This is a genomic window from Pseudomonas sp. S1_E05, assembly GCF_056337105.1.
In genome coordinates this window covers 3,485,771-3,508,420 of record NZ_JBFRHM010000001.1, presented here as the reverse complement: position 1 = coordinate 3,508,420, position 22,650 = coordinate 3,485,771, and the positions used below count along the sequence as shown (strand labels likewise).

Sequence of the window (22,650 nt, the reverse complement as noted above, 5' to 3'; positions counted from 1 at the left end):
TATAATTATTCCAAGCACCATTGGCGAAAGGTCACTCACCATGTACCGCTATGTCGCATACCTCGCATTGCCAGCCAGCCTGGCGTTTTTATTGTCCGGATGCGGGCATGAGGAGGCGCCCCAGGTCACCGTCAGACCGGCCATGGTGGTTCAGCCAGAGCCTTCGGCGCAGGCTCTGGAGAGTTATCCCGGTGAAGTGCGGGCTCGCTATGAGCCAGAGTTGGCCTTCCGTATCGGCGGCAAAGTCAGCCGACGACTGGTCGAGGAAGGGCAGCGGGTCAAGGCCGATCAGCCGCTGGCGGAACTTGATCCCCAGGACGTTCGCCTGCAACTCGAAGCGACTCGCGCCCAGGTCGCTGCAGCCGAAGCTAACCTGAACATGGTGCGGGCCGAACGTGACCGTTACAAAACCCTCATGGATCGCCAGTTAGTCAGCCGTTCGCAGTATGACAATGCGGAAAACCTTTACCGATCCGGTGAAGCGCGCGTGAAGCAGATCAAGGCTGAATTCAACGTCTCGAACAATCAAGCCAGCTATGCGGTGCTGCGTGCGCCCCAGGATGGCGTGGTCGCCAAGCGTTCGGTGGAAGTGGGGCAGGTGGTCGCTGCCGGCCAGACCGTTTTCACCCTGGCCACCGATGGCGAGCGCGAAGTGCTGATCAGTTTGCCGGAACAGAATTTTGGTCGCTACAAGGTCGGACAACCCGTGTCGGTTGAGCTGTGGACCCAACCTGACCAACGCTTTAGCGGGCGTATTCGCGAGCTGTCACCAGCGGCCGATCCAAAATCCCGCACGTTTGCTGCGCGCATTGCTTTCACCGCTGGCAAAGTTCCGGCCGAGTTGGGCCAGAGCGCCAGGGTCTTCATCCAGACCGCCGATGTCGTGGCACTGTCGGTGCCGCTCTCTGCCCTGACCGCCGAAAACGGTGCCACCTACGTGTGGGTGCTCAGTGCCAATAACACCTTGAAGAAATCTCCGGTCCGGGTCGGTGCATTCGGCGAGAAAAGCGTGCCGGTGCTGGAAGGCCTGAATGCCAGTGATTGGGTGGTGGCGGCTGGTGTCCATGTGCTTCACGACGGGCAGCAGGTGCGTCCGGTGGATCGCTCCAACCGCGTGGTCAATCTGGCGGATAAGGAGTAATCCCCGATGGGCTTCAATCTTTCCGAATGGGCGCTGCGTAATCGCCAGATCGTACTGTTCCTGATGCTGCTGCTGGCGATAGTCGGCGCGCTTTCCTACACCAAGCTCGGTCAGAGCGAAGACCCGCCGTTCACCTTCAAAGCCATGGTGATCCGTACCATGTGGCCCGGCGCCACTGCCGAGGAAGTGTCTCGCCAGGTCAGTGAACGCATTGAAAAGAAACTGATGGAAACCGGTGAGTACGACCGGATCGTGTCGTTTTCCCGGCCGGGCGAATCGACTGTGACGTTCGTGGCCCGGGACTCCATGCACTCGGTGGATATCCCCGAACTCTGGTATCAGGCACGCAAGAAGATCAGCGACATTCGCCATACCTTGCCGCCGGGTATCCAGGGGCCGTTTTTCAACGACGAGTTCGGCACCACTTTTGGCAACATCTACGCGCTGACCGGTGAAGGATTCGATTACGCGGTGCTGAAGGACTACGCCGACCGCATCCAGATCCAGCTGCAACGGGTCAAGGATGTCGGCAAGGTCGAGCTGCTGGGGTTGCAGGACGAGAAAATCTGGATCGAACTCTCCAACGTCAAGCTCTCCACCCTGGGTCTGCCGTTGGCTGCGGTGCAGCAGGCGATCGAAGAGCAGAACGCGGTGTCCACGGCCGGTTTCTTCGAAACCAGCAGCGAACGACTGCAACTGCGGGTCTCGGGAAATTTTCAGACGGTTGATGAGATCAATAACTTCCCGATCCGGGTCGGTGATCGTACGTTCCGCGTATCTGATGTCGCCACGGTTCATCGCGGCTTCAATGATCCGCCAGCACCGCGCATGCGCTTCATGTCCCAGGACGCTATCGGTCTGGCTGTGGCCATGAAGGACGGGGGCGACATTCTGGTGCTGGGCAAGGCGCTGGAAATCGAGTTCGCCCGCATCCAGAAAAACCTCCCGGCCGGTATGCAATTGAGCAAGGTGTCCGACCAGCCTGCTGCCGTGAAAACCGGCGTCGGTGAGTTTGTCCGCGTGCTGGTCGAAGCGCTGGCCATCGTCCTGCTGGTGAGCTTTTTCTCGCTCGGGGTGCGTACCGGCATGGTCGTCGCGCTGGCGATTCCGCTGGTGCTGGCAATGACATTCGCCTGCATGTATTACCTGGGCATCGGCCTGCACAAGATTTCTCTCGGCGCACTGGTGCTGGCGCTGGGCCTGTTGGTGGACGACGCGATCATCGCCGTGGAAATGATGGCGATCAAAATGGAACAGGGCTTCGACCGGGTCAAGGCGGCGAGTTACGCCTGGACCAGTACCGCGTTTCCGATGCTCACCGGGACGCTGATCACGGCCGCTGGGTTCCTGCCTATTGCCACCGCGCAATCGGGGACCGGCGAATACACCCGTTCGATCTTCCAGGTGGTCACCATCGCGTTACTGGCGTCGTGGATCGCTGCCGTGGTGTTCGTGCCGTACCTGGGGGAAAAACTCCTGCCGGACCTGGCGAAAATTCACGCAGCCAAACATGGTGCCGGCCAGCCCGATCCTTACGCCACTCCTTTTTACCAGCGTGTCCGAGGGTTGGTGGAGTGGTGCGTGCGCTGGCGAAAAACGGTAATAGTGGCCACGGTGGTGTTGTTCATTGCCTCCATTGTGTTGTTTCGTTTTGTGCCGCAACAGTTCTTCCCGGCTTCAGGGCGACTGGAGTTGATGGTCGACCTGAAACTGGCCGAGGGCGCATCGCTGAGCAACACCGCCGACGAAGTCAAACGCCTTGAAGGCTTGCTGAAAGATCACGCCGGCATCGACAACTACGTGGCCTACGTTGGCACCGGGTCGCCGCGTTTCTACCTGCCGCTGGATCAGCAGCTGCCGGCGGCGAGCTTCGCCCAGTTCGTGGTGCTGGCCAAGTCCATCGAAGAACGTGAGACCCTGCGCACCTGGCTGATTGAAACGCTCAACGAGCAGTTCCCGGCCCTGCGCTCGCGCGTGACACGCCTGGAAAACGGCCCGCCGGTGGGTTATCCAGTGCAGTTCCGGGTCACTGGCGAACACATCGAGGAAGTCCGTGCCCTGGCCAGGAAAGTCGCGGCCAAGGTCCGCGAAAACCCCCATGTGGCCAACGTCCACCTGGACTGGGAAGAGCCGAGCAAAGTGGTTTACCTGAACGTCGATCAGGACCGCGCACGCGCGCTGGGCGTGAGCACCGCCAACCTGTCGAAGTTTTTGCAAAGCTCGCTGACCGGTTCCAGCGTCAGCCAGTACCGCGAAGATAACGAGTTGATCGAGATCCTGCTGCGCGGCACGGTGCACGAGCGCACCGAGTTGTCGTTGCTGCCAAGTCTTTCCGTGCCGACCGACAACGGTCGCAGCGTGGCGCTGTCGCAGATCGCCACGCTGGAGTACGGCTTTGAAGAAGGCATCATCTGGCACCGCAACCGCCTGCCCAACGTCACCGTACGCGCCGACATCTACGGCAAGGAACAACCGGCGACCCTGGTGCAACAGATCATGCCGACGCTGGATCCGATCCGCGCCGAATTGCCCGACGGCTATCTGCTGGATGTCGGCGGTACCGTGGAAGATTCTGCCCGAGGACAGAACTCGGTCAAAGCCGGCGTGCCATTGTTCGTCGTTGTTGTGCTGACGTTGCTGATGCTGCAACTGCGCAGTTTCTCACGCACGGCGATGGTGTTTCTTACAGCACCCTTGGGCCTGATCGGCGTGACCCTGTTCCTGATGGTGTTCCGTCAGCCGTTCGGCTTTGTCGCCATGCTGGGGACCATCGCTTTGTCGGGGATGATCATGCGCAACTCGGTGATCCTGGTTGATCAGATCGAACAGGACATCGCCGCCGGGCTCAAGCCGTGGCAGGCAATCATCGAAGCCACCGTGCGCCGCTTCCGACCGATCGTGCTGACCGCGCTCGCCGCCGTGCTGGCGATGATCCCGCTGTCACGCAGCGTGTTCTTCGGGCCGATGGCCGTGGCCATCATGGGCGGCCTGATCGTCGCCACGGCGCTCACGTTGCTGTTCCTGCCAGCCCTTTATGCCGCGTGGTTTCGAGTAAAAAAAGAGCCGACGTGACCGCCGCTCCTACAAATGTTTCAGAAACCTCTGATATTGAGTCAAAGAGGTCCGAATGCTGTACTCAAGCCTCGGTTTCATGAGGTTTTGAGACAGCATTTGATGAAAAGACCACCGTTGTTGAAAGGACCCACTGATCCGGTGTTCGACCTGTTGGGGCGGTCGCCCCACAAGGAGCGCCTGACGGATTACCTGTTGCTGCTCATGCCCCTCGACGAGCAGGGACGCTATCGTCCGTTCGACGAGTTGCGCTACCGCTGGGCTCCGGGTCTGGATTCCCACCTCTGCTGGGCACTGGTCAAGAAGGCGCGGGCTGTGCAGTACTCCCGCTTGTTGCCCTTGGGCGAGCCGCTTCAATGGGGACACTACCTGCTCACGCCGTTGGCGCAGAAGGCGATCTCTGCGGTGGACCGGCAAGCGACAACAGCGGCGCTGGAATTCATGACCAGTCAGATCGGCGAGCATGCGCATTTCAGCTACCTGCTCAATGATTTGATCGAAGACGAAGCCATCAGCAGCAGTCAGCTCGAAGGTGCAGCGACCACCACGCGGGTGGCCAAGGACATGCTCAAACGCAAACGCCAGCCCCGAACACCGGATGAGCGGATGGTGATCGGCAATTACAAAATGATGAACTACGCCTGGGAGAAGCGCGATGAGTCGCTGAGCATCGAGCTGATTTCAGCCATGCACCGGGTAGGCGTCGAGGGTATCGATGACGCCCAATACTCGCCCGGGACATTCAGGAACAACGATGAGGTGGTGGTGCAGGACGGTGAGGGCAACACCGTGCATGTCCCGCCACAGGCAGCGGGTCTGGTGTCTCGATTGCAAAGGTTGGCCAACTGGATCAACCATTGCCACGACGACCCGGAGCAGGCGGATTATCTTCATCCGCTGATCAAGGGAATCGCACTGCATTTTGCATTGGGCTACGAGCACCCTTTTCGCGACGGCAACGGCCGGGTCGCCCGTGCGCTGTTCTACTGGTTCATGTTCAAGAATGATTTTTCTGCCTTTCGCTATATTGCGATCAGCATCCTGCTGCGCAATGCGCCGGTGAAATACGGACGCTCATATCTGAACAGCGAGGCGGACAATCTCGACCTGACGTACTTCATCGACTTTCAATGCTCGGTCATTTTGCGGGCCGTACGGGGTTTCGCACAGGCTTATCGCGAAAGCCTGGCGTACGCCGACCGCTTTGACGACTGGTTGCTGGCGTCCGGTTTTTTTCACCGGTTGAGCGAAAAACAGCGAGCTGTTTTCCAGGTGGCGAAGAGTGGAATGGCCAAGGAGTTTACGGCCGTCAATGTGAAAGAGAACCTGGACTGCTCATACAACACGGCAGCGGCAGCGCTGAATGGTTTGGTCGAGTTGAATGTGTTCGAGAAACGCAAGATCGGGCGCGAGTGGGTGTTCTTCCTGCGGCCCGGTGGGGGAACCTGAGCTGGAGCGAGTGAACTCGCTCCAGCAGTTGGGTTTCGAGGTGCTTAGAGGGTACCGAATACCTTCTTCGCCAGGCTGGTCGCGGCGGCTGCCGGGTTTTTGCGGATGGTTTCTTCCTGTTTGCCGATCATCTCGAACAAACCGTTGAGCGCCTGCTCGGTTACGTAGCTTTCGATGTTGGCGCTCTTGGCATCCACGACGCCCATGGTCGCCGCCTGGCCAGCGAACGAGTTGTACTGTTTGGCCAGACCCACCTGGTCGGTGGCCTGCTTGACGATCGGCAGGAACTTGGCGCGGATCTGCTCGCGGCTGGTCTTGTTCAGGTATTGGGTGGCCGAGTCGTTGCCGCCGCTCAAGATGCCCTTGGCGTCTTCGACGGTCATCTTTTTCACTGCATCGACCAGGATCGGCTGGGCCTGTACCACTGCCGTTTCCGCTGCCTTGTTCATGCTGGTTTCCAACTGTTCGACCTGCTCACCCATGCCGAACTGTTTCATCTTGCTGGCAACCTTGCCCAGCTTGCCCGGCAGTTCGATCTTCACATCAGGGTTGTTACTGAAACCGCCCGGCGTGCCGAGTTGTTTGACGGCCAGTTGCGCGCCCTGGGTGAGGGCGTCCTTGAGGCCGCCGCTGGCGTCTTGCTGCGACAGGTCACTGAGCGACAACGCCATGGCGCTGGCGCTGATCATCAAACCTGCGCACAGGCCGGCGAAGCGAAGGGTAGGGCGGAGCATGGCAACTTCCTTTTGTAAAAAGACACTTAGCGGGCCGCGTCGACGCGAACCCTCACAGGTTGGGGATCGGAACCGTCCAGTCGCACGGCGTGATTCTCGGTGGTGATGAACAACAGTTTGCCATCAACTTCGATGCGAGCGTTGATCGAGTAACGATGATTAGGCTCGACCTTGAGTGGGTCGTAGTTCAGGCGAAAGGGCAGTGGCACTTGGCCTTTGACCGGGCCTCGCTGTTCGTCGATGACCTTGGCGGGGGCATCGGCGAGCGAAATGTCCTGCAGGCTCACGCTCAGGACCGCCGTGGGAGGCAGGGCAATGCGTTGCAGGTAAAACACTTCGCCATCGAGTGACGCCTTTGGCGCCGGGGTCGGGTGTTGGCAGGCGCTCAACAATACGGCGGCTGCGATCAGGGGCAGTTTGTTCATCGGACGATCTCCGTATCAAGGGTGCCAGCGGCAACTGGCACCCTGTTCAATTTAGACGTTTTGTTCGGCCCCAGCGGTTTGATCGGCTGCATCTTCACTGCGATGCAACGCCACCTGGCGGATCGACAGGCGAATTTCCGCCGGCAGCACACGCTTGGCCGCACCTTCGGCCAACTCGCCGAGCAGCTCGTGATAGCTCAGCTTACCGGCCGCGTCGCGCCGCAGCACATCCAGGTCGAGCATCGTCTGGATGAAGTGGCGGAACAGGCTCTTGTCAAAAAACTCAGGCGCGTTCAGGCCATGCAGGATCGACAGGCGCTGGGCCATCACGGTGCACAGATCTTCCAGTTCTTCGGCGCTGATGCTGTTCTGGCCGCTGTTGAGCAGCAGCGAAACGGTCATGTAGAAGCGTTGCAAGGTCTGGGCGATGCTTTTGGACAGCAGGGTCAGCAGCACGAAATGCCGCGAACTCGGTGCCGGGCGCAGGTAGACGTTATTCTCGAAGCGCAGCAGGCCTTGCTCTACAAACGCCTCGAGCCATTGATCGACCACTGCATCCAGCTCGTCCAGCGACCAGCGAATGAACAGCTCCGATTGCAGGTATGGATACAGCGCACGGGTGTAGCGCAGGATTTGCTCGCGGCTCATGCGCGACGTGCTCTGGAAGAAGCTCGCCAGCAATGACGGCAACGCGAAGATGTGCAGGACGTTGTTGCGGTAGTAGGTCATCAGGACGGCATTTTGCTCGTCCAGGTACAGAATCTTGCCCAGCGCGTCGCTCTGTTCGGACAACAGGTCCATGTCTTTCACGTGCTGGATCAGCGCACGGCCATCGCCTTCGGGCAGGGTGGTATGCGGCGAATAAGGCACCTTGCGCAGCAGCGCCAGATACAGGTCCAGCACCCGCGCCATCGCACGGTCGTCCAGCGCCAGGCGACTGGTGGACAGCAGGGCCAGTGCCACCAGGTTGACCGGATTGATCGCCGCCGCTTCGTTGAGGTGCTGCGCGACTTTTTCGCCGAGGCGGTTGGTGGTTTCGTTGAGCCAGGCCGGTTTGAACTGCGGGCCCAATTCCTGTTGGCGCCAGTCTGGCTGTTCGCTGTCGAGGAATTCGGCGAGTTTGATAGGTTCGCCGAAGTTCACCGCCACCTGGCCAAAGCGTTGCTTGAGTGCGCCGATGACTTTGAAGATGTCAAAGATCGATTCTTTTTTCTTGCTGGCGCCGCGCAACTCGCCAAGGTAGGTCCGGCCTTCCAGTACGCGCTCGTAGCCGATGTACACCGGCACGAACACGATGGGCATGCGCGAAGAGCGCAGGAAGCTGCGCAATGTAATCGCCAGCATCCCGGTTTTAGGTTGCAGCATGCGCCCGGTGCGCGAGCGGCCACCCTCGACGAAGTACTCCACCGGGAAACCCTTGGTGAACAGGGTGTGCAGGTATTCATTGAACACCGAGGTGTAAAGGGGATTGCCCTTGAAAGTGCGGCGCATGAAAAACGCCCCGCCGCGCCGCAGCAGGCTGCCGATCACCGGCATGTTGAGGTTGATGCCGGCAGCGATGTGCGGCGGCGTCAAGCCGTTACGGAACAACAGGTAGGACAGCAGCAGGTAGTCGATATGGCTGCGATGGCACGGCACGTAGATCACTTCGTGCCCCGGCGCAACCTGTTGCACGCCTTCGATGTGGTTGACCTTGATGCCGTCGTAGATCTTGTTCCAGAACCAGCTCAGCACCACTTCCAGGAAACGGATCGCAGTGTAGGTGTAGTCCGAGGCAATCTCGTTGGCATAACGCAGGGCCTGGGCCTTGGCTTTCTCCTCCGATAGGTTTTCGCGCTCGGCCTCGTCAAGGATCGCCTGTTTGACCAATGGCTGATTGATCAGGCCTTTGACCAGATTACGACGGTGGGAAATGTCCGGGCCGATCACCGCCGCCTTGAGGTTGCGAAAGTGCACGCGCAGGACGCGTTGGGCCATGCGCACGGTGCGCTCGTGGCCCTTGTTGTGCTCGATCAGCTCGCGAAGGTGAATGGGGGCTGAGAATTGCACGCGGGTCTTGCGTCCCAGCACGATGATGCTGAGCAGCCGACGCAGTCGCCCGGTGACCGCCCAGCTGTCGGCGAACAACAGCTTCCACGGGCTCGACTCGCTGTCCGGCGACTGGCCCCAGAACACGCTGACCGGAATGATCTGCGCGTCTTCGGCGGCGTTCTGGCTGAGGGCGCTGACCAGGCGGGTCAGGGTGGGCGGCGCGCCGCGTTTATCCTGGCGGCCGAGCCAGTCCGGGTCCGGCGTCAGGTAAAAGAACGCGGCCGGCTCCAGCAGGTTGCCCACCGAGACCGGCAGTACCGGACGGGGCAAACCGGCCTTTGTGCACTCGGTGTCGACCACGGCGAGGTCGGTCATCGAAGGGTTTTGCAGGACGTAGAACACCGGACGACTGCGGTCGAGATTGAGAGTGAACGACGACTGGTTGATGGTTTCGGAGCGAACCCAGAGATAAAGCAGTCGGCGCAGGGTGCCAAACACAAGACGGCGGAACGGGGAACGGGTCATACGGCTTCTGCATGAGGAAATAAAAACGAGCATATGCTCGGATGGCCGATAGTGTGCCGTATTCGCCTAAAATCGGCAAAAAAGCGGTCAAGTAAACTTCTTTTGAGAGTTTCCATGTGTGTCATATACTCGAGGCTCCGTCGCGCTGCCTTCATTAGGCCATCATGTGCGACCGGTGTTCCCGAGGCTTTCCTGCGAAAAGCCCGTTCAATAATAAAAAAGGAGTATGAACAGATGGCAACACGTGAAACCGGCAGCGTGAAGTGGTTCAACGATGCCAAGGGGTATGGCTTCATCCAGCGCGAGAACGGCGTGGATGTGTTCGTGCATTACCGCGCGATCCGTGGCGAAGGCCACCGTTCGCTGACCGAGGGTCAACAGGTCGAGTACGCGGTGGTGGAAGGGCAGAAGGGGTTGCAGGCTGAGGATGTGGTGGGGTTGTAAACCTGACACGCATCACTCTGTAGGAGCGAGCATGCTCGCGATGGTCGTCAACGATGACGCTGGCGTCCTGATACCCTGCGGTGTCAGATCTACCATCGCGAGCATGCTCGCTCCTACAGGGGGTTAGTTCACGCGGTCTTCCAGGTGATCTCTTCCTCACCATCGGCACTGATGCGAATCCACCGATCCGCCGTCTCTTCACCTTCTTCCTCGACCCAACTGCCGGGCGCGCAACGCACTTCGACGTTCAGCGCGGCAAACGCGGCGCGGGCGCAGGCGATGTCGTCGTCCCACGGGGTCTGGTCACTTTCCAGGTACAGGCTGTTCCATTTGCCGACGGCTTTGGGTAGCCAGGTCACCGGCACGTTGCCGGCCTTGCACTTCCAGGTCTGGCCCTTCTGCACCCAGTCGCTGCACGGGCCCAGTGCTGCACCGAGCCAGGCTGCGACGGTCTTGTGGTCGACGTCGGCGTCTTTCAGGTAAATCTCGATATCGGGTTGGCGCATGGATGTCCTCACTGCGGGTCTGAAAAATCCATTCGCGGATTCAGTTGGCCTCAAGCCGTTGCTCAAGGCCCAATATTATTGAAGTACAAAGTAATCGTAACGCATCGACACCGTGACCTCGAACGGTTCAACCTGTTCGATCACCGCTGCTCGGCGTTCGGCGCTCGCGCGCCAGCCGTGGGGTGTCATGGCCAGCAGGTTCGCCCGGTCCTGGCCACTGGCAAGGGTCAGCTTGAATTCCAGGGTTTCGCTGTGGTCCAGCGCCATGCCCTCGGGCACCAGAGCCAGATGCTTGTCGTCGGTGTACTCGCGCACTTCGTCATACAGGCGTTCGCGCAGCTCCATCAGGTGGCCGCTGGTAGGGCCGACCTTCATCAGGCCGCCACCACGACTGAGCAGGCGTTTGGCCTCTTCCCAATCCAGCGGGCTGAAGACACTGGCGAGAAACTGGCAGCTCCCCGAGGCCAGCGGCACCCGCGCCATGCTGGCGATCAACCAGGTCAGCTTGGGGTTACGTCTGCAAGCACGTTTCACCGCTTCGCGCGAGATGTCCAGGGCGTAGCCGTCGGCATCAGGCAACGCATCGGCGATCTGCGCCGTGTAGTAACCCTCGCCACAACCGATGTCGAGCCAGCGCTGCGGCGCGTAGTGCCCCGCCAGTTCGGCCAGACGCTTGGCAACCGGCGCGTAATGGCCGGCGTTGAGAAAGTCGCGCCGGGCCTCGACCATTGCCTGGTTATCCCCAGGGTCACGGCTGTTCTTGTGCTGCACCGGCAACAGGTTCAGGTAACCCTGTCGAGCACGGTCGAAACGATGCCCGGCGGGGCACGCCACGCCGTTGTCCACCGCGTTCAGCGGTTCGTTGCAAATCGGGCAGGCGAGCATCAGGCGAGCAACTTGACGAGGGTCTGGTAGTAGATTTCGGTCAGTACATCGAGGTCGGCGGCCAGCACACGTTCGTTGACCTGGTGGATCGTCGCGTTGACAGGCCCCAGCTCGACCACTTGCGTGCCCATGGTGGCGATGAAGCGTCCGTCGGAAGTGCCGCCGCTGGTGGATGCCCTGGTTTCACGACCGGTAATGTCCTTGATGCTTGCCGATACGGCATCCAGCAGGGCACCCGGTTCGGTGAGGAATGGCAGGCCCGACAGCGCCCAGTCGATGTGCCAGTCCAGGCCATGCTTGTCGAGGATGTCGGCGACGCGTTTTTGCAGGCCTTCGACGGTGGACTCGGTGGAGAAGCGGAAGTTGAACACCGCCACCAGGTCGCCCGGGATCACGTTGGTCGCACCGGTGCCGGAATTGACATTGGAAATCTGGAAGCTGGTCGGCGGGAAGAAATCGTTGCCGTGGTCCCAGTGCTCGGCGGCCAGTTCAGCCAGGGCCGGAGCGGCGAGGTGAATCGGGTTCTTCGCTAGGTGCGGGTAGGCCACGTGACCTTGCACGCCGTGCACGGTCAGCTTGGCGCCCAGGGAGCCGCGACGGCCGTTCTTGACCACGTCACCGACCAGAGTGGTGCTCGACGGTTCGCCGACGATGCACCAGTCCAGACGCTCCTTTCGCGCAGCCAGGCGTTCAACCACGGCTTTGGTGCCATGGTGCGCCGGACCTTCTTCGTCGCTGGTGATCAGGAACGCGACCTTGCCCTTGTGATCCGGGTAGTCGGCGACGAATCGCTCGGCGGCTACCGTCATGGATGCCAGGCTGCCTTTCATGTCAGCCGCACCACGGCCGCAGAGCATGCCGTGCTCATCGATAACGGCGTTGAACGGATCGATCTGCCAGGCCGCCACCGGGCCGGTCGGCACCACATCAGTGTGACCGGCAAAGCACAGCACCGGGCCATCGTGTTTGCCGTGGGTGGCCCAGAAGTTATCCACATCCTCGATGCGCATCGGTTCCAGCTGGAAACCGGCATCGCCCAGGCGCTGCATCATCTGCTTCTGGCAATCGGCGTCGACAGGGGTCACGGATGGACGGCGGATCAGGTCGATGGCCAGTTGAAGGGTCGGCGAAAGGTCGGCGTGGGCCGTCATGAAAAACTCCGGAAGCGGTATATGTGGGAGCGGGCGTGCCCGCGATTGCGGTGGATCGGCCAACATAACGGTTGAATGTTGCACCGCCATCGCGAGCAAGCCCGCTCCCACAGGTATTGGTTCAGGCCATAGCCTGCAAGGCACGCAAAATGGCGGTTATCTTAAAGCAAAACGGCGGCCATTGGCCGCCGTTTAGTCCTTCGGCGAATAATTAGACTGCCGGCGCCACTTCGACTTCGGCGGCCGGTTTAGGCAGCGAGGACAGGAACGCCATGATCAGCGCCGCCACGTAGGGCAGTGACTGCACGAGCAACATGGCCACCCAGAAACGCATGTCATTGCTCGGCAGGCCATTCACCAGGAAGATCCCCAGTGCCGCGCCCCACAACAGCAGCATGATGAACACCTCTTCACGCGCTTCCGAGATTGCTACCCAGAAGCCATGGTTGTCGGCATTTTTCGGCGTACGGAAGAACGGAATGCTGCTGGTGAAGAAGCCATACAGCACCGCTTTTGCGATCGTGTGCGACAACGCGAGTCCGGCCAGCGCGGCGCAGAATGCATCCTTGAGGTTCACCCCTACGGCGCGGCGGTACAGGAAGATGATCTTGCCGACCTTGAACACGAACAGCGCCAGCGGTGGGATTGCGAAAATCAGCAACGGCGGGTCGACCCGTTGCGGCACGATGATCATTGCCGCCGACCACAGCAAGGCGCCCACGGTGAAGAAGATGTTCATGCCATCCGCCACCCACGGCAACCAGCCCGCCAGGAAGTGATAGCGCTGGCCACGGGTCAGCTCGGTGTCCTTGCCGCGCAGCAAGCTGGCGGTATGACGCTTGATGATCTGAATCGCCCCGTAGGCCCAGCGGAACCGCTGTTTCTTGAAGTCGATAAAGGTATCGGGCATCAAGCCTTTGCCGTAGCTGTCGTGGTAATACGCCGCCGACAGGCCTTTCTCGAACACCCGCAGGCCCAACTCGGCATCTTCGCAGATGCACCAGTCGGCCCAGCCCAGTTCCTCGAGTACTGAACGGCGAGTCATGGTCATGGTGCCGTGCTGGATGATCGCGTCGCGATCGTTGCGGGTGACCATGCCGATGTGGAAGAAGCCCTTGTATTCCGCGTAGCAAAGCTTCTTGAAGGTGCTTTCGTTCTGGTCGCGATAATCCTGGGGCGATTGCACCACCGCGATTTTCGGATCGGCGAAGTGCGGCACCATGTGCTTGAGCCAATTGGGGTCGACGCAGTAGTCTGAGTCGATCACCGCAATCACTTCGGCGTCCTTGGCGGTGTGCGGAATCAGGTAATTGAGGGCGCCGCCCTTGAAACCGGCCAGCGGCGCGACATGGAAGAACTTGAAACGCGGGCCGAGGGTTTCGCAGTAGTCGCGCACCGGTTCCCAGACCGCCGGGTCCTTGGTGTTGTTATCGATGATCAGGACTTCGAAGTCCGGATAGTCGAGGTTGGCCAGAGCATTGAGGGTCTGTTTGACCATGTCCGGTGGCTCGTTGTAGCAGGGCACGTGAATCGACACTTTCGGGCGGTAGCTCGAATCACCGACCACTGGCAAAAACTCCCGCCGGCGTTTGTGAATCCACACCGCCTCTGCCAGTTCATGGGCCTCGGTGAGCAACACGATAAACACCCCTAGAGCGCCGAGTGCCAGCAAGAATCCGACCGTCAGGCTGAACCAGGTGCTGTATTGCTGGCTGTAGTCGTAACCGATCCACACCAGCACCGAACCGCACAGGAAGGCGATGAACGTCAGGAAGGTCCGGCCACGCTGGCGCAGGGCCGAGCCGTCGATCATCAGCAAGGTCAGTGAGAGCAGCGCCAGCACCACCGAACCGATGGCCAATACCCGCCATTGCGGGATCGCCACCACCGGGCCTTCGAAGTTGAATTTTTGCTGGCGTGCGGCGTTGAACACGCCCCAGTAAGCGCCCACCGAGCCTTCGTCACTGGCCTTCCACGGCTGGTCGAACGCTTCGATCACAAAATAGTTGAAGCCTTGGCGGTTGAGCTTGTTGACCAGGGTACGCAGGTAGATCGCCTGGTCTGCTGGCGATGCATCGGCACCGCCACGCATGCGGCCGTTGCTCGGCCAGCCCACCTCGGACAGCAGCAGCGGTTTTTTCGGGAACATTTTTTTCAGGTCGCGGGCGCGATCAAGTACGAACTGCCCGGCCTTGTCCATCGGGATGAACTCCCAGTACGGCAGCACGTGGGCGGCAATCAGGTCGACGTGTTTGGCCAGTTCCGGGTTTTCTTCCCACACGTGCCACTGTTCGGAAGTCGTGACCGGCACCTTCACGGCGGCCCGCACGCGATCGAGCAGTACGCTGAGTTCTGCTGCGGTAATTTCCTTGCGGAAGATCGCCTCGTTGCCGACCACCACGCGCACGACGCTGCGCGAGGAATTGGCGATTTCGATCGCTCGGGTGATTTCCCGTTCGTTGCGTTCCTGGTCCGGGCTGATCCAGATGCCCAGGGTCACGCGCAGGCCGAATTCCTCAGCGAGCTTGGGAATGTCTTGCAAGGTGCCATCGACTGAGTAAGTGCGGATGTTGTCCGTCAGCTTGCTCATGATCTCCAGGTCACGGCGCATCTGGTCGTCGTTCGGGTACTGTTCTTTTTGTGGGAACTGGCCTTGTTGGAACGGCGAATAGGAGAAGCCGGAAATCTGTTCGGGCCAGTTGGGGGTGGTGACCGGGCGATTGATCAGCGCCCAGAAGCCGGTGAACAAGGCCGCGATGGCGAGCACCACAACCAGGTTGAGTCCAAATTTACGCGATGACATAGCTATTTCAGGTTCCGGAGGCTGTGGAACGGAGGAACGGTCGGCAGTGCACCGAGGGGGCGCATCCTACACCGTGCTTCCCCAAGCCGTACAACAGACGGGGAAAAGCCTGATATTGGGCAATCCTGTTTCGCATTAGTTCTGACACTTGTCGTTTGCCGCTTAAAACTTGCTGCTGTGAAGCCCTATAATGCGCGCCGGTTTTTGAGGTAACGGTCATGAGCACAGAAGATCCACGGTTTGCAGGCATTGCCCGGTTGTACGGCATCGACGGTCTGGAGCGCCTGCGTGCGGCCCATGTGGCGATTGTCGGAGTCGGCGGCGTCGGTTCCTGGGCGGCGGAAGCCATGGCCCGTTGCGGTGTTGGCGAGATTTCGCTGTTCGACCTCGATGACGTCTGTGTCAGTAACGCCAACCGGCAACTGCACGCGCTGGACAGCACCGTGGGTAAACCCAAGGTTGAGGTCATGGCCGAACGCCTGCGCGGGATCAACCCCGATTGCACGGTGCATGCCGTGCCGGATTTCGTCACCCGCGAGACCATGGCCGAATACATCACGCCGAACATCGATTGCGTGATCGACTGCATCGACAGCGTCAACGCCAAGGCGGCACTGATCGCCTGGTGCAAGCGCCGCAAGATTCAGATCATCACCACGGGCGGGGCCGGTGGGCAGATCGACCCGACGCTCATTCAGGTCTGCGACCTCAACCGAACGTTCAACGACCCGCTGGCCTCGAAAGTGCGCTCGACCTTGCGCCGCGAGTACGGCTTTTCGCGCACCGTAACCCGTCATTACAGCGTGCCGTGCGTGTTTTCGACCGAACAACTGCGCTACCCGAAACCCGATGGCAGCATTTGCTTGCAGAAGAGTTTTGTCGGTGATGGCGTCAAGCTGGACTGCGCCGGTGGCTTTGGCGCGGTCATGATGGTGACGGCGACGTTCGGCATGGTCGCGGCGACCAAGGCGGTGGACAAGATCGTAGCCGGGGTGCGGCGGCCGGCGGATCGGGTTAAGCAGGTCTGAGCGCAAACGCCTCCTGTAGGAGCGAGCATGCTCGCGATGGACATCAACGATGACGCTGGGCTCCTGATACCCCGCGGTGCCCTGACCTCCATCGCGAGCATGCTCGCTCCTACAGAGATAACGGTCAGCCCGCCAACTCATTCATCCGCTGCAACACCGCATTCAAGCCATTACTGCGCGAAGGTGATAGCTGGCGGCTCAATCCCAGCTGATCGAACCAATCCGGCAAATCCACTTGCCGTAGCTCATCCGCCGATAACCCGTTGACCCGCGCCAGCAACAACGCCACCAGGCCACGGATCAGCCGGGCATCGCTGCTCGCGGTGAACTGCCAGTGGCCATCGTGCAGCGAGCCCACCAGCCACATCAAGCTTTCACAGCCGTGCACGCGGTTGGCGTCGATTTTGTCCTCATCGCTCATGGTTGGGAGACGGTCGCCCCATTGCATCAACAGGCGCGCACGTTGTTCCCAGCCCGCCGCGCCCTGGAAGGTTTCCAGGGCGTTAGCAGCGTCCGGCGGGAGGCTCATCGCAGCAACTCCAAAGCTTGGTCCAGCGCGGTGAAGAACCGCTCAAGGTCCTCGGAATCGTTGTACATCGCCAGGGACACCCTGATGGCGCCGGCCAGCTCGAAGCTTTTGAGCAACGGCATGGCGCAGTGGTGACCGGCGCGCACGGCAATGCCTTGTTCCGTGAGCAAATGCGCGAGGTCAGCGTTATGCACGCCCTCCACGACAAAGCTCGCCAGTGCCAATTGCGGCTTGCCTAGCAGGCGCACGCCGTCGCGCGCTTCAAGGCCTTTGAGCAGGCAGTCATGCAATGCGGCTTCATGGGCCGAGACGGCCTGCTGATCAAGGCCTGCGAGGTAATCCAGGGTGGCGCCCAGGCCGATCACGCTGGAAACCGGCGGCGTGCCGGCTTCGAATCCCAGCGGGGCAGGGCGAAAGCGTGCGTGCTGGTAATCCGCATCCAGTACCATTTCTCCGCCGAACTGCCAGTGACGCAGTTTGCTGAGTGCATCTTGGCGCGCGAACAGCACCCCCAGGCCATCCGGTCCGTAGAGTTTATGGCTGGAAAACACATAGAAGTCGCAACCCAGCGTCTGCACGTCGTGGCGGCCATGGACCACGCCCTGCGCGCCATCGACCACGGTCAACGCATCGTGTGCCTTGGCCATCGCCAGCAAGGCGGGCAGCGGTTGCCAGGCGCCTAATACGTTGGACAGCTGACTGATGGCCAGTAAACGGGTTTTCGGACCGATCAACGAGGCAGCCGCGTCCAGGTCGATCAAACCGTCGGCATCCAGCGGCAGGATCACCAGTTTAGCGTCACGACGCTGGGCCAATTGCTGCCAGGGCAGCAAGTTGGCGTGGTGCTCCAGGGCGCTGACGACAATTTCATCGCCCGGATTGAAAAGGTGCTCCAGGCCGTAGGCCAGGAGGTTCAGCGCAGAGGTCGCGCCATGGGTAAAGATGATCTGCCCGACATCGCCGGCATTGAGCCAATGGGAGACCTTGCGGCGGCTGGCCTCGAACGCCTGGGTCGCATGCGCACCTGGGAGATGCTGAGCACGGTGCACGTTGGCGGCGCCATTGGCGTAGTAATGCGCCAGGGCGTCCAGAAGGGCTTGAGGCTTCTGCGCGGTGGCGGCGTTGTCCAGATAGGTCTGGTCCTGCCGTTGCAGAGCGGCGATGGCCGGAAAATCGGCGCGCCAGGGGGAGAGAATCATCATGCTATGAAGCCCTGCCGGGAAGTACGCCTCTCCCCTGTAGGAGCGAGCATGCTCGCGATGGTCGTCAACGATAACGCGGGGTATCAGGTAGCCAACGTTGTCTGGGCGTCCATCGCGAGCATGCTCGCTCCTACAGAAGAGGAACGAGCGTGACGCTTAGTTGTGAGCGTGCAGCGCTTCGTTCAGTTCGATCGCCGATTTGTGGGTCTTGCATTCCACGGCGCCGGTTTCCGAATTGCGGCGGAACAGCAGGTCGGTCTGGCCGGCCAGCTCACGGGCTTTCACCACTTTGACCAGTTGGTTCTTCTCGTCCAGCAGCGCCACTTTGGTGCCAGCGGTAACGTACAGGCCCGACTCGACAGTATTGCGGTCGCCCAATGGGATACCGATACCGGCGTTGGCGCCGATCAGGCAGCCTTCGCCGACCTTGATCACGATGTTGCCGCCGCCCGACAGGGTGCCCATGGTCGAGCAACCGCCGCCCAGGTCCGAACCTTTGCCAACGAATACCCCCGCCGAGACGCGGCCTTCGATCATGCCCGGACCTTCGGTGCCAGCATTGAAGTTGATGAAACCTTCGTGCATCACGGTGGTGCCTTCACCCACGTAGGCGCCCAGGCGCAGACGCGCAGCATCAGCGATACGCACGCCGGCCGGTACCACGTAGTCGGTCATTTTCGGGAATTTGTCGACCGAGAACACTTCCAGCAACTCACCGCGCAGGCGGGCTTCGAGTTGGTGTTCGGCCAGTTCGGCGAGGTCGATCGCGCCCTGGCTGGTCCAGGCGACGTTCGGCAGCAGCGGGAACACGCCGGTCAGGTTCAGGCCGTGGGGCTTGACCAGGCGGTGGGACAACAGGTGCAGCTTGAGGTAAGCCTCAGGCGTGGAGGTCAGCGGTGCGTCTTCGGCCAGGATGGTAGCAACCAGCGGCTTGTGGCTTTCGGCCAGGCGGGTTAGCAGGGCCGCTTGTGCCGCGTCCACGCCTTTGATGGCTTCGGCCAGTTGCGAGGCTTGTGCATTGGTGAAGGCGATGGCCTGGTTGCCGTCGGTGTAGCCCAGAACCGGCGCGATGGCCGCGATCAGGTCAGCCGAAGGGTTGAGCAGTGGCTGGGCGTAAAACACTTCCAGCCAGGTGCCTTGACGGTTTTGAGTGCCGACGCCGAAGGCCAGGCTGAACGCAGTAGTGGACATGTAAATACCTCTAGAAAAATGGACGGGCAGGCTTACTTGAGCGCTGCCGCGTAGATATCTGGCTTGAAGCCAATCAGGGTTCGGTCACCGAGATCGAGCACAGGGCGCTTGATCATCGAGGGTTGAGCGAGCATCAGTTCGATGGCTTTCGACTGGTCGAGATCGGCTTTGCGTTCGTCGTCGAGCTTGCGAAAGGTCGTGCCTGCACGGTTCAACACCACTTGCCAGCCGTGCTCGTCGCACCACTGGGTCAGGTGTTCACGGTCGATTCCGGCCGTTTTGTAATCGTGGAAGTCATAGCTGACAGCGTGTTCATCGAGCCAGGTGCGCGCCTTTTTCATGGTGTCGCAGGCCTTGATGCCGAAAAGGTGCAACGTTTTACTTGAAACGGTCAAGGAATTGCCCCCTTTACAGGTGCTGGAGAAAAAAGGTGAAGGATTATGCCATGACCGGACGGTTCTGCGGCGCTTGAGGGATAACGTGCGACATTGGTGTAAAGGTCAGACGTTAGTCTAAGCGGCTAATATGGCACTTCTATGCTGTTGATTGTCCGGGAACCCCGCTTTATGCAAACTGCCTACACCGTCCTGATCCTGTTGATGCTGGTCAGCGTTTCGCGCCTGGTCGGACGAGTGATTCCACTGCCCCTGCCGCTGGTGCAGATCGCCGCCGGCGCCTTGCTTGCCTGGCCGACCCTCGGGCTGCATGTGGCACTGGATCCCGAATTGTTTCTTTTCCTGTTCCTGCCGCCGCTGTTGTTCTCCGACGGCTGGCGCATGCCCAAGCGCGAGCTATGGCGGCTGCGCGGGCCGGTCCTGACTCTCGCCGTTGGTCTCGTGCTGTTCACCGTGGTGGGCGCCGGTTATTTCATTCACTGGTTGTTGCCGACCATCCCGCTGCCAGTGGCGTTTGCCCTGGCCGCGGTGTTGTCGCCGACGGACGCTGTCGCCGTGTCGGCCATTGCCCAGAATCGTTTACCAACACCGTTGATGCACATGTTGCAGGGCGAGGCCCTGATGAACGATGCCTCGGGCCTGGTGACGTTCAAGTTCGCCCTCGCGGCAGCGCTCACGGGTGTGTTTTCCCTGGCCGATGCCAGCGTCACCTTCGTGTTGGTGGCCATCGGCGGTCTCGCCGTCGGGGTGGCGCTGAGCTGGCTGGTCGGGCGCTTGCGCTCGTGGATGATTGCGCGGGGCTGGGACGATCCGGCCACCCACGTGGTGTTCATGTTGCTCCTGCCGTTTGCCGCTTACGTACTGGCCGAGCGGCTCGGCGCTTCGGGCATCCTGTCGGCCGTGGCGGCGGGAATGATGCAGAGCTGGCTCGACTTATTGCCGCGCCAGACCAGCACTCGATTGCTCAACCGCAGCGTCTGGTCGTTGCTGGAGTTTGCCTTCAACGGCCTGATCTTCCTGCTGCTCGGCCTTCAGTTGCCAGACATCATCAAAGCCGTGGTCAGCCATGAAACGTCCGTTTGGCCGACGCTGCTCTACCGTTGTTTTGACGTGGTAGCGATCTTCCTGGTCCTGCTGGTGTTGCGTTTCGTCTGGGTGCAGAGCATCTGGCGTCTGTCGGGATTGTTGCGGCGCTGGCGTGGCAAGGGCGAAATGGTCAATGTGCCGACGGCGCGCTCGTGCTGGTTACTGACGGTGGGTGGCGTGCGCGGTGCGGTGACGCTGGCGGGCGTGATGTCCGTGCCGATGTTGATGGCGGGGGTGGCGTTCCCGGAGCGCGACCTGCTGATTTTCATCGCCGCCGGGGTCATTCTGCTGTCGTTGATTGCGGCCTGTATCGCCTTGCCATTGCTGTTGCGCGGCATCGCCATAAGCCCGGACGATCAGCGTCGCAACGAAGTGCGCGATGCCTGGCGCAAGACTGCCGAAGCAGCGATCCATGCGCTTGAGGCCGAAGAGGCCAAACCCCAGGACGCGGCCGAGGCGGCGCTGGCCGCCGAAGTGAAGGCGCGGATCATGTCCGAGTATCGCCATCAACTGGAAGTGTTCAACGATTCGGCAGAAGCCCAGGCACTGGCATTCCAGATGGACTTGCTGGAGCGGCGGCTGCGATTGAATGCGCTGCGGGCACAACGGCTGGAGTTGTACAAGCTCAGGCGTCATCACCAGATCGGTGATGACGTATTGCGAGAGGTGCTGGGGGAGTTGGATTTGAGCGAGGCCAATCTCGGCCAGGTCAAATAGCGTGCCTTCCCTGTAGGAGCGAGCTTGCTCGCGATGCGGTGGACCAGTCGACCTGTGTATTGACTGATACGCCGCCATCGCGAGCAAGCTCGCTCCTACAGGGGGCGGTGGCTTACTTGCGACGCTGGATGAAATCGCGAATGCGCTCGGCCGCCTCGACGCATTCCGCCAGCGGCGCAACCAGCGCCATTCGGACACGGCCGGCGCCCGGATTGACGCCATCGACGTCGCGCGACAGATAAGAACCCGGCACCACGGTGACATGCTCCTGTTCGAACAGGTCACGGCAGAACGCGGTGTCATCACCGGCTACGTTTGGCCATAGGTAGAAGCTGCCATCCGGGCGCTGCACGTCCAGCACCGGGCTGAGGATCTCCAGGACGGCGTCGAATTTCTCACGATACAGCGCCCGGTTGGCGCGTACGTGCACTTCGTCGTTCCAGGCCTCGACGCTGGCCAGTTGCGTTTGAACCGGCATTGCGCAGCCGTGGTAGGTGCGGTACAGCAAAAAGCCCTTGAGGATGTCGGCGTCACCGGCAACGAAGCCCGACCGCAGGCCCGGCAGGTTGGAACGCTTGGACAGGCTGTGGAACACCACGCAGCGCTTGAAGTCGCTGCGACCCAGTTCCGCGCAGGCGCTGAGCAGCCCCGGCGGCGGGGTTTGTTCGTCGAAGTACAGCTCGCTGTAGCACTCGTCTGCGGCGATCACGAAGTCATGCTCGTCGGCCAGGGCGATCAGCTTCTTCAGGGTTTCAACCGGGATCAGCGCGCCGGTCGGGTTGCCTGGCGAGCACAGGAACAGGATCTGGCAGCGTTTCCAGATGTCCGGGGATACCGCGTCGAAATCCGGATTGAAGCCGTTTTCGTCCAGGCACGGCAGGTAATGCGGCTTGGCGCCTGCGAGGAACGCGGCCCCTTCGTAGATCTGATAGAACGGGTTCGGGCTGACCACCAACGCGTCGTCACCCCGGTTGACCACCGTCTGAGTGAATGCGAACAACGCCTCGCGCGTGCCGTTGACTGGAAGCACGTGGCGCGCCGGGTCGAGCCAGCCCGCTGGAACGTTGAAGCGTCGCTCGCACCAGGCGGCGATGGCTTCACGCAGTTCCGGGATGCCGAGGGTGGTCGGGTACACGGCCATTTTTTCCAGGTTGCTGGCCAGGGCTTCGGCCACGAAGCTCGGTGAGCGGTGTTTGGGCTCACCGATGGACAGGGCGATCGGGCGCTTGTCCGGGTTTGGCGTGACGCTGCCGAGCAGGGCGCGGAGCTTCTCGAACGGGTAGGGCTGCAACTGGGACAAGGCGTTGTTCATCGGTCGATCTCGTTCTATGGCATT

At 60.9% G+C, this 22,650-nt stretch carries 18 protein-coding genes; 6 read left to right on the top strand and 12 right to left on the bottom strand.

What is annotated here, in order from left to right; all coding sequences use genetic code 11:
• The first annotated feature begins 40 nt into the window (after nucleotides 1–40).
• The 3 genes from AB4N33_RS16280 (at nucleotide 41) to AB4N33_RS16270 (ending at nucleotide 5,662) form a co-directional block, all read left to right on the top strand.
• Nucleotides 41–1,141, top strand: coding sequence for an efflux RND transporter periplasmic adaptor subunit (locus AB4N33_RS16280; RefSeq protein WP_476457750.1), 1,101 nt, complete (start codon nucleotides 41–43; stop codon nucleotides 1,139–1,141).
• Between the two features lie 6 nt (nucleotides 1,142–1,147).
• The gene (locus AB4N33_RS16275; RefSeq protein WP_476457749.1) at nucleotides 1,148–4,213 is read left to right on the top strand and encodes an efflux RND transporter permease subunit; all 3,066 of its coding nucleotides are present in this window, start codon (nucleotides 1,148–1,150) and stop codon (nucleotides 4,211–4,213) included.
• A 102-nt stretch (nucleotides 4,214–4,315) separates the two neighbouring features.
• On the top strand, nucleotides 4,316–5,662 hold the full coding sequence (locus AB4N33_RS16270) for a Fic family protein (protein ID WP_476457748.1): 1,347 nt from the start codon (nucleotides 4,316–4,318) through the stop codon (nucleotides 5,660–5,662).
• Between the two features lie 44 nt (nucleotides 5,663–5,706).
• On the opposite strand, the gene AB4N33_RS16265 is transcribed toward AB4N33_RS16270, so the two are convergent.
• From AB4N33_RS16265 to plsB, 3 genes are read right to left on the bottom strand one after another with little or no spacing between them, the layout of a single operon-like run.
• Nucleotides 5,707–6,396: a DUF4197 domain-containing protein gene (locus AB4N33_RS16265; RefSeq protein WP_460117594.1), complete on the bottom strand. Its 690-nt coding sequence runs from the start codon at nucleotides 6,394–6,396 to the stop codon at nucleotides 5,707–5,709.
• A 26-nt stretch (nucleotides 6,397–6,422) separates the two neighbouring features.
• Nucleotides 6,423–6,821 carry a YbaY family lipoprotein gene (locus AB4N33_RS16260; protein WP_476457747.1) on the bottom strand — a complete coding sequence of 133 codons (399 nt, stop codon included), beginning with the start codon at nucleotides 6,819–6,821 and terminating at the stop codon, nucleotides 6,423–6,425.
• 51 nt (nucleotides 6,822–6,872) lie between these two features.
• A complete protein-coding gene (plsB, locus tag AB4N33_RS16255; RefSeq protein ID WP_476457746.1) occupies nucleotides 6,873–9,377 on the bottom strand; it encodes a glycerol-3-phosphate 1-O-acyltransferase PlsB in 2,505 nt (834 codons plus the stop codon).
• Nucleotides 9,378–9,611: 234 nt separating this feature from the next.
• On the opposite strand from plsB, the gene AB4N33_RS16250 reads away from it, so the two are divergent.
• Nucleotides 9,612–9,821 carry a cold shock domain-containing protein gene (locus tag AB4N33_RS16250; RefSeq protein ID WP_192302536.1) on the top strand — a complete coding sequence of 70 codons (210 nt, stop codon included), beginning with the start codon at nucleotides 9,612–9,614 and terminating at the stop codon, nucleotides 9,819–9,821.
• 128 nt (nucleotides 9,822–9,949) lie between these two features.
• Here AB4N33_RS16250 and AB4N33_RS16245 read toward each other — a convergent pair whose 3' ends face one another.
• The 4 genes from AB4N33_RS16245 to AB4N33_RS16230 all read right to left on the bottom strand — a co-directional run bounded on the left by AB4N33_RS16245 (nucleotide 9,950) and on the right by AB4N33_RS16230 (nucleotide 15,166).
• Entirely contained in the window at nucleotides 9,950–10,327 is a 378-nt protein-coding gene (locus AB4N33_RS16245) for a hypothetical protein (protein ID WP_476457745.1), read from the bottom strand.
• Between the two features lie 75 nt (nucleotides 10,328–10,402).
• On the bottom strand, nucleotides 10,403–11,212 hold the full coding sequence (locus AB4N33_RS16240; protein WP_460117586.1) for a putative RNA methyltransferase: 810 nt from the start codon (nucleotides 11,210–11,212) through the stop codon (nucleotides 10,403–10,405).
• Nucleotides 11,212–12,363 (bottom strand): succinyl-diaminopimelate desuccinylase, encoded by a 1,152-nt coding sequence (gene dapE / locus AB4N33_RS16235; RefSeq protein WP_460117584.1) that lies wholly within the window; start codon nucleotides 12,361–12,363, stop codon nucleotides 11,212–11,214. The genes AB4N33_RS16240 and dapE overlap by 1 nt, the downstream gene beginning before the upstream one ends.
• A gap of 211 nt (nucleotides 12,364–12,574) precedes the next feature.
• The gene (locus AB4N33_RS16230; protein ID WP_460117582.1) at nucleotides 12,575–15,166 is read right to left on the bottom strand and encodes a glycosyltransferase; all 2,592 of its coding nucleotides are present in this window, start codon (nucleotides 15,164–15,166) and stop codon (nucleotides 12,575–12,577) included.
• A 218-nt stretch (nucleotides 15,167–15,384) separates the two neighbouring features.
• Here AB4N33_RS16230 and tcdA point away from each other — a divergent pair, with 218 nt between their 5' ends.
• Complete coding sequence (gene tcdA, locus AB4N33_RS16225) at nucleotides 15,385–16,194, top strand: tRNA cyclic N6-threonylcarbamoyladenosine(37) synthase TcdA (RefSeq protein ID WP_460117580.1); 810 nt, start codon at nucleotides 15,385–15,387, stop codon at nucleotides 16,192–16,194.
• A gap of 124 nt (nucleotides 16,195–16,318) precedes the next feature.
• Here the strand turns inward: tcdA and AB4N33_RS16220 are convergent, their stop codons facing one another.
• The 4 genes from AB4N33_RS16220 to AB4N33_RS16205 form a co-directional block, all read right to left on the bottom strand.
• Nucleotides 16,319–16,723: a SufE family protein gene (locus AB4N33_RS16220; RefSeq protein ID WP_476457744.1), complete on the bottom strand. Its 405-nt coding sequence runs from the start codon at nucleotides 16,721–16,723 to the stop codon at nucleotides 16,319–16,321.
• Nucleotides 16,720–17,925: an aminotransferase class V-fold PLP-dependent enzyme gene (locus tag AB4N33_RS16215; RefSeq protein WP_476457743.1), complete on the bottom strand. Its 1,206-nt coding sequence runs from the start codon at nucleotides 17,923–17,925 to the stop codon at nucleotides 16,720–16,722. The genes AB4N33_RS16220 and AB4N33_RS16215 overlap by 4 nt, the downstream gene beginning before the upstream one ends.
• A gap of 156 nt (nucleotides 17,926–18,081) precedes the next feature.
• A complete protein-coding gene (gene dapD / locus AB4N33_RS16210; protein WP_476457742.1) occupies nucleotides 18,082–19,116 on the bottom strand; it encodes a 2,3,4,5-tetrahydropyridine-2,6-dicarboxylate N-succinyltransferase in 1,035 nt (344 codons plus the stop codon).
• Nucleotides 19,117–19,148: 32 nt separating this feature from the next.
• A complete protein-coding gene (locus tag AB4N33_RS16205; protein ID WP_282316696.1) occupies nucleotides 19,149–19,511 on the bottom strand; it encodes an ArsC family reductase in 363 nt (120 codons plus the stop codon).
• Nucleotides 19,512–19,682: 171 nt separating this feature from the next.
• Here AB4N33_RS16205 and AB4N33_RS16200 point away from each other — a divergent pair, with 171 nt between their 5' ends.
• Nucleotides 19,683–21,314, top strand: coding sequence for a Na+/H+ antiporter (locus AB4N33_RS16200; RefSeq protein ID WP_460140133.1), 1,632 nt, complete (start codon nucleotides 19,683–19,685; stop codon nucleotides 21,312–21,314).
• Nucleotides 21,315–21,426: 112 nt separating this feature from the next.
• On the opposite strand, the gene dapC is transcribed toward AB4N33_RS16200, so the two are convergent.
• On the bottom strand, nucleotides 21,427–22,626 hold the full coding sequence (gene dapC / locus AB4N33_RS16195) for a succinyldiaminopimelate transaminase (RefSeq protein ID WP_476457741.1): 1,200 nt from the start codon (nucleotides 22,624–22,626) through the stop codon (nucleotides 21,427–21,429).
• Nucleotides 22,627–22,650 lie beyond the last annotated feature (24 nt).

What these genes read in the sequence shown, in the direction of transcription:
- AB4N33_RS16280 (WP_476457750.1), top strand. Translation starts at nt 41, where the DNA reads ATGTACCGCTATGTCGCATACCTCGCATTGCCAGCCAGCCTGGCGTTT.
- AB4N33_RS16275 (WP_476457749.1), top strand. Translation starts at nt 1,148, where the DNA reads ATGGGCTTCAATCTTTCCGAATGGGCGCTGCGTAATCGCCAGATCGTA.
- AB4N33_RS16270 (WP_476457748.1), top strand. Translation starts at nt 4,316, where the DNA reads ATGAAAAGACCACCGTTGTTGAAAGGACCCACTGATCCGGTGTTCGAC.
- AB4N33_RS16265 (WP_460117594.1), bottom strand. Translation starts at nt 6,396, where the DNA reads ATGCTCCGCCCTACCCTTCGCTTCGCCGGCCTGTGCGCAGGTTTGATG.
- AB4N33_RS16260 (WP_476457747.1), bottom strand. Translation starts at nt 6,821, where the DNA reads ATGAACAAACTGCCCCTGATCGCAGCCGCCGTATTGTTGAGCGCCTGC.
- plsB (WP_476457746.1), bottom strand. Translation starts at nt 9,377, where the DNA reads ATGACCCGTTCCCCGTTCCGCCGTCTTGTGTTTGGCACCCTGCGCCGA.
- AB4N33_RS16250 (WP_192302536.1), top strand. Translation starts at nt 9,612, where the DNA reads ATGGCAACACGTGAAACCGGCAGCGTGAAGTGGTTCAACGATGCCAAG.
- AB4N33_RS16245 (WP_476457745.1), bottom strand. Translation starts at nt 10,327, where the DNA reads ATGCGCCAACCCGATATCGAGATTTACCTGAAAGACGCCGACGTCGAC.
- AB4N33_RS16240 (WP_460117586.1), bottom strand. Translation starts at nt 11,212, where the DNA reads ATGCTCGCCTGCCCGATTTGCAACGAACCGCTGAACGCGGTGGACAAC.
- dapE (WP_460117584.1), bottom strand. Translation starts at nt 12,363, where the DNA reads ATGACGGCCCACGCCGACCTTTCGCCGACCCTTCAACTGGCCATCGAC.
- AB4N33_RS16230 (WP_460117582.1), bottom strand. Translation starts at nt 15,166, where the DNA reads ATGTCATCGCGTAAATTTGGACTCAACCTGGTTGTGGTGCTCGCCATC.
- tcdA (WP_460117580.1), top strand. Translation starts at nt 15,385, where the DNA reads ATGAGCACAGAAGATCCACGGTTTGCAGGCATTGCCCGGTTGTACGGC.
- AB4N33_RS16220 (WP_476457744.1), bottom strand. Translation starts at nt 16,723, where the DNA reads ATGAGCCTCCCGCCGGACGCTGCTAACGCCCTGGAAACCTTCCAGGGC.
- AB4N33_RS16215 (WP_476457743.1), bottom strand. Translation starts at nt 17,925, where the DNA reads ATGATGATTCTCTCCCCCTGGCGCGCCGATTTTCCGGCCATCGCCGCT.
- dapD (WP_476457742.1), bottom strand. Translation starts at nt 19,116, where the DNA reads ATGTCCACTACTGCGTTCAGCCTGGCCTTCGGCGTCGGCACTCAAAAC.
- AB4N33_RS16200 (WP_460140133.1), top strand. Translation starts at nt 19,683, where the DNA reads ATGCAAACTGCCTACACCGTCCTGATCCTGTTGATGCTGGTCAGCGTT.
- dapC (WP_476457741.1), bottom strand. Translation starts at nt 22,626, where the DNA reads ATGAACAACGCCTTGTCCCAGTTGCAGCCCTACCCGTTCGAGAAGCTC.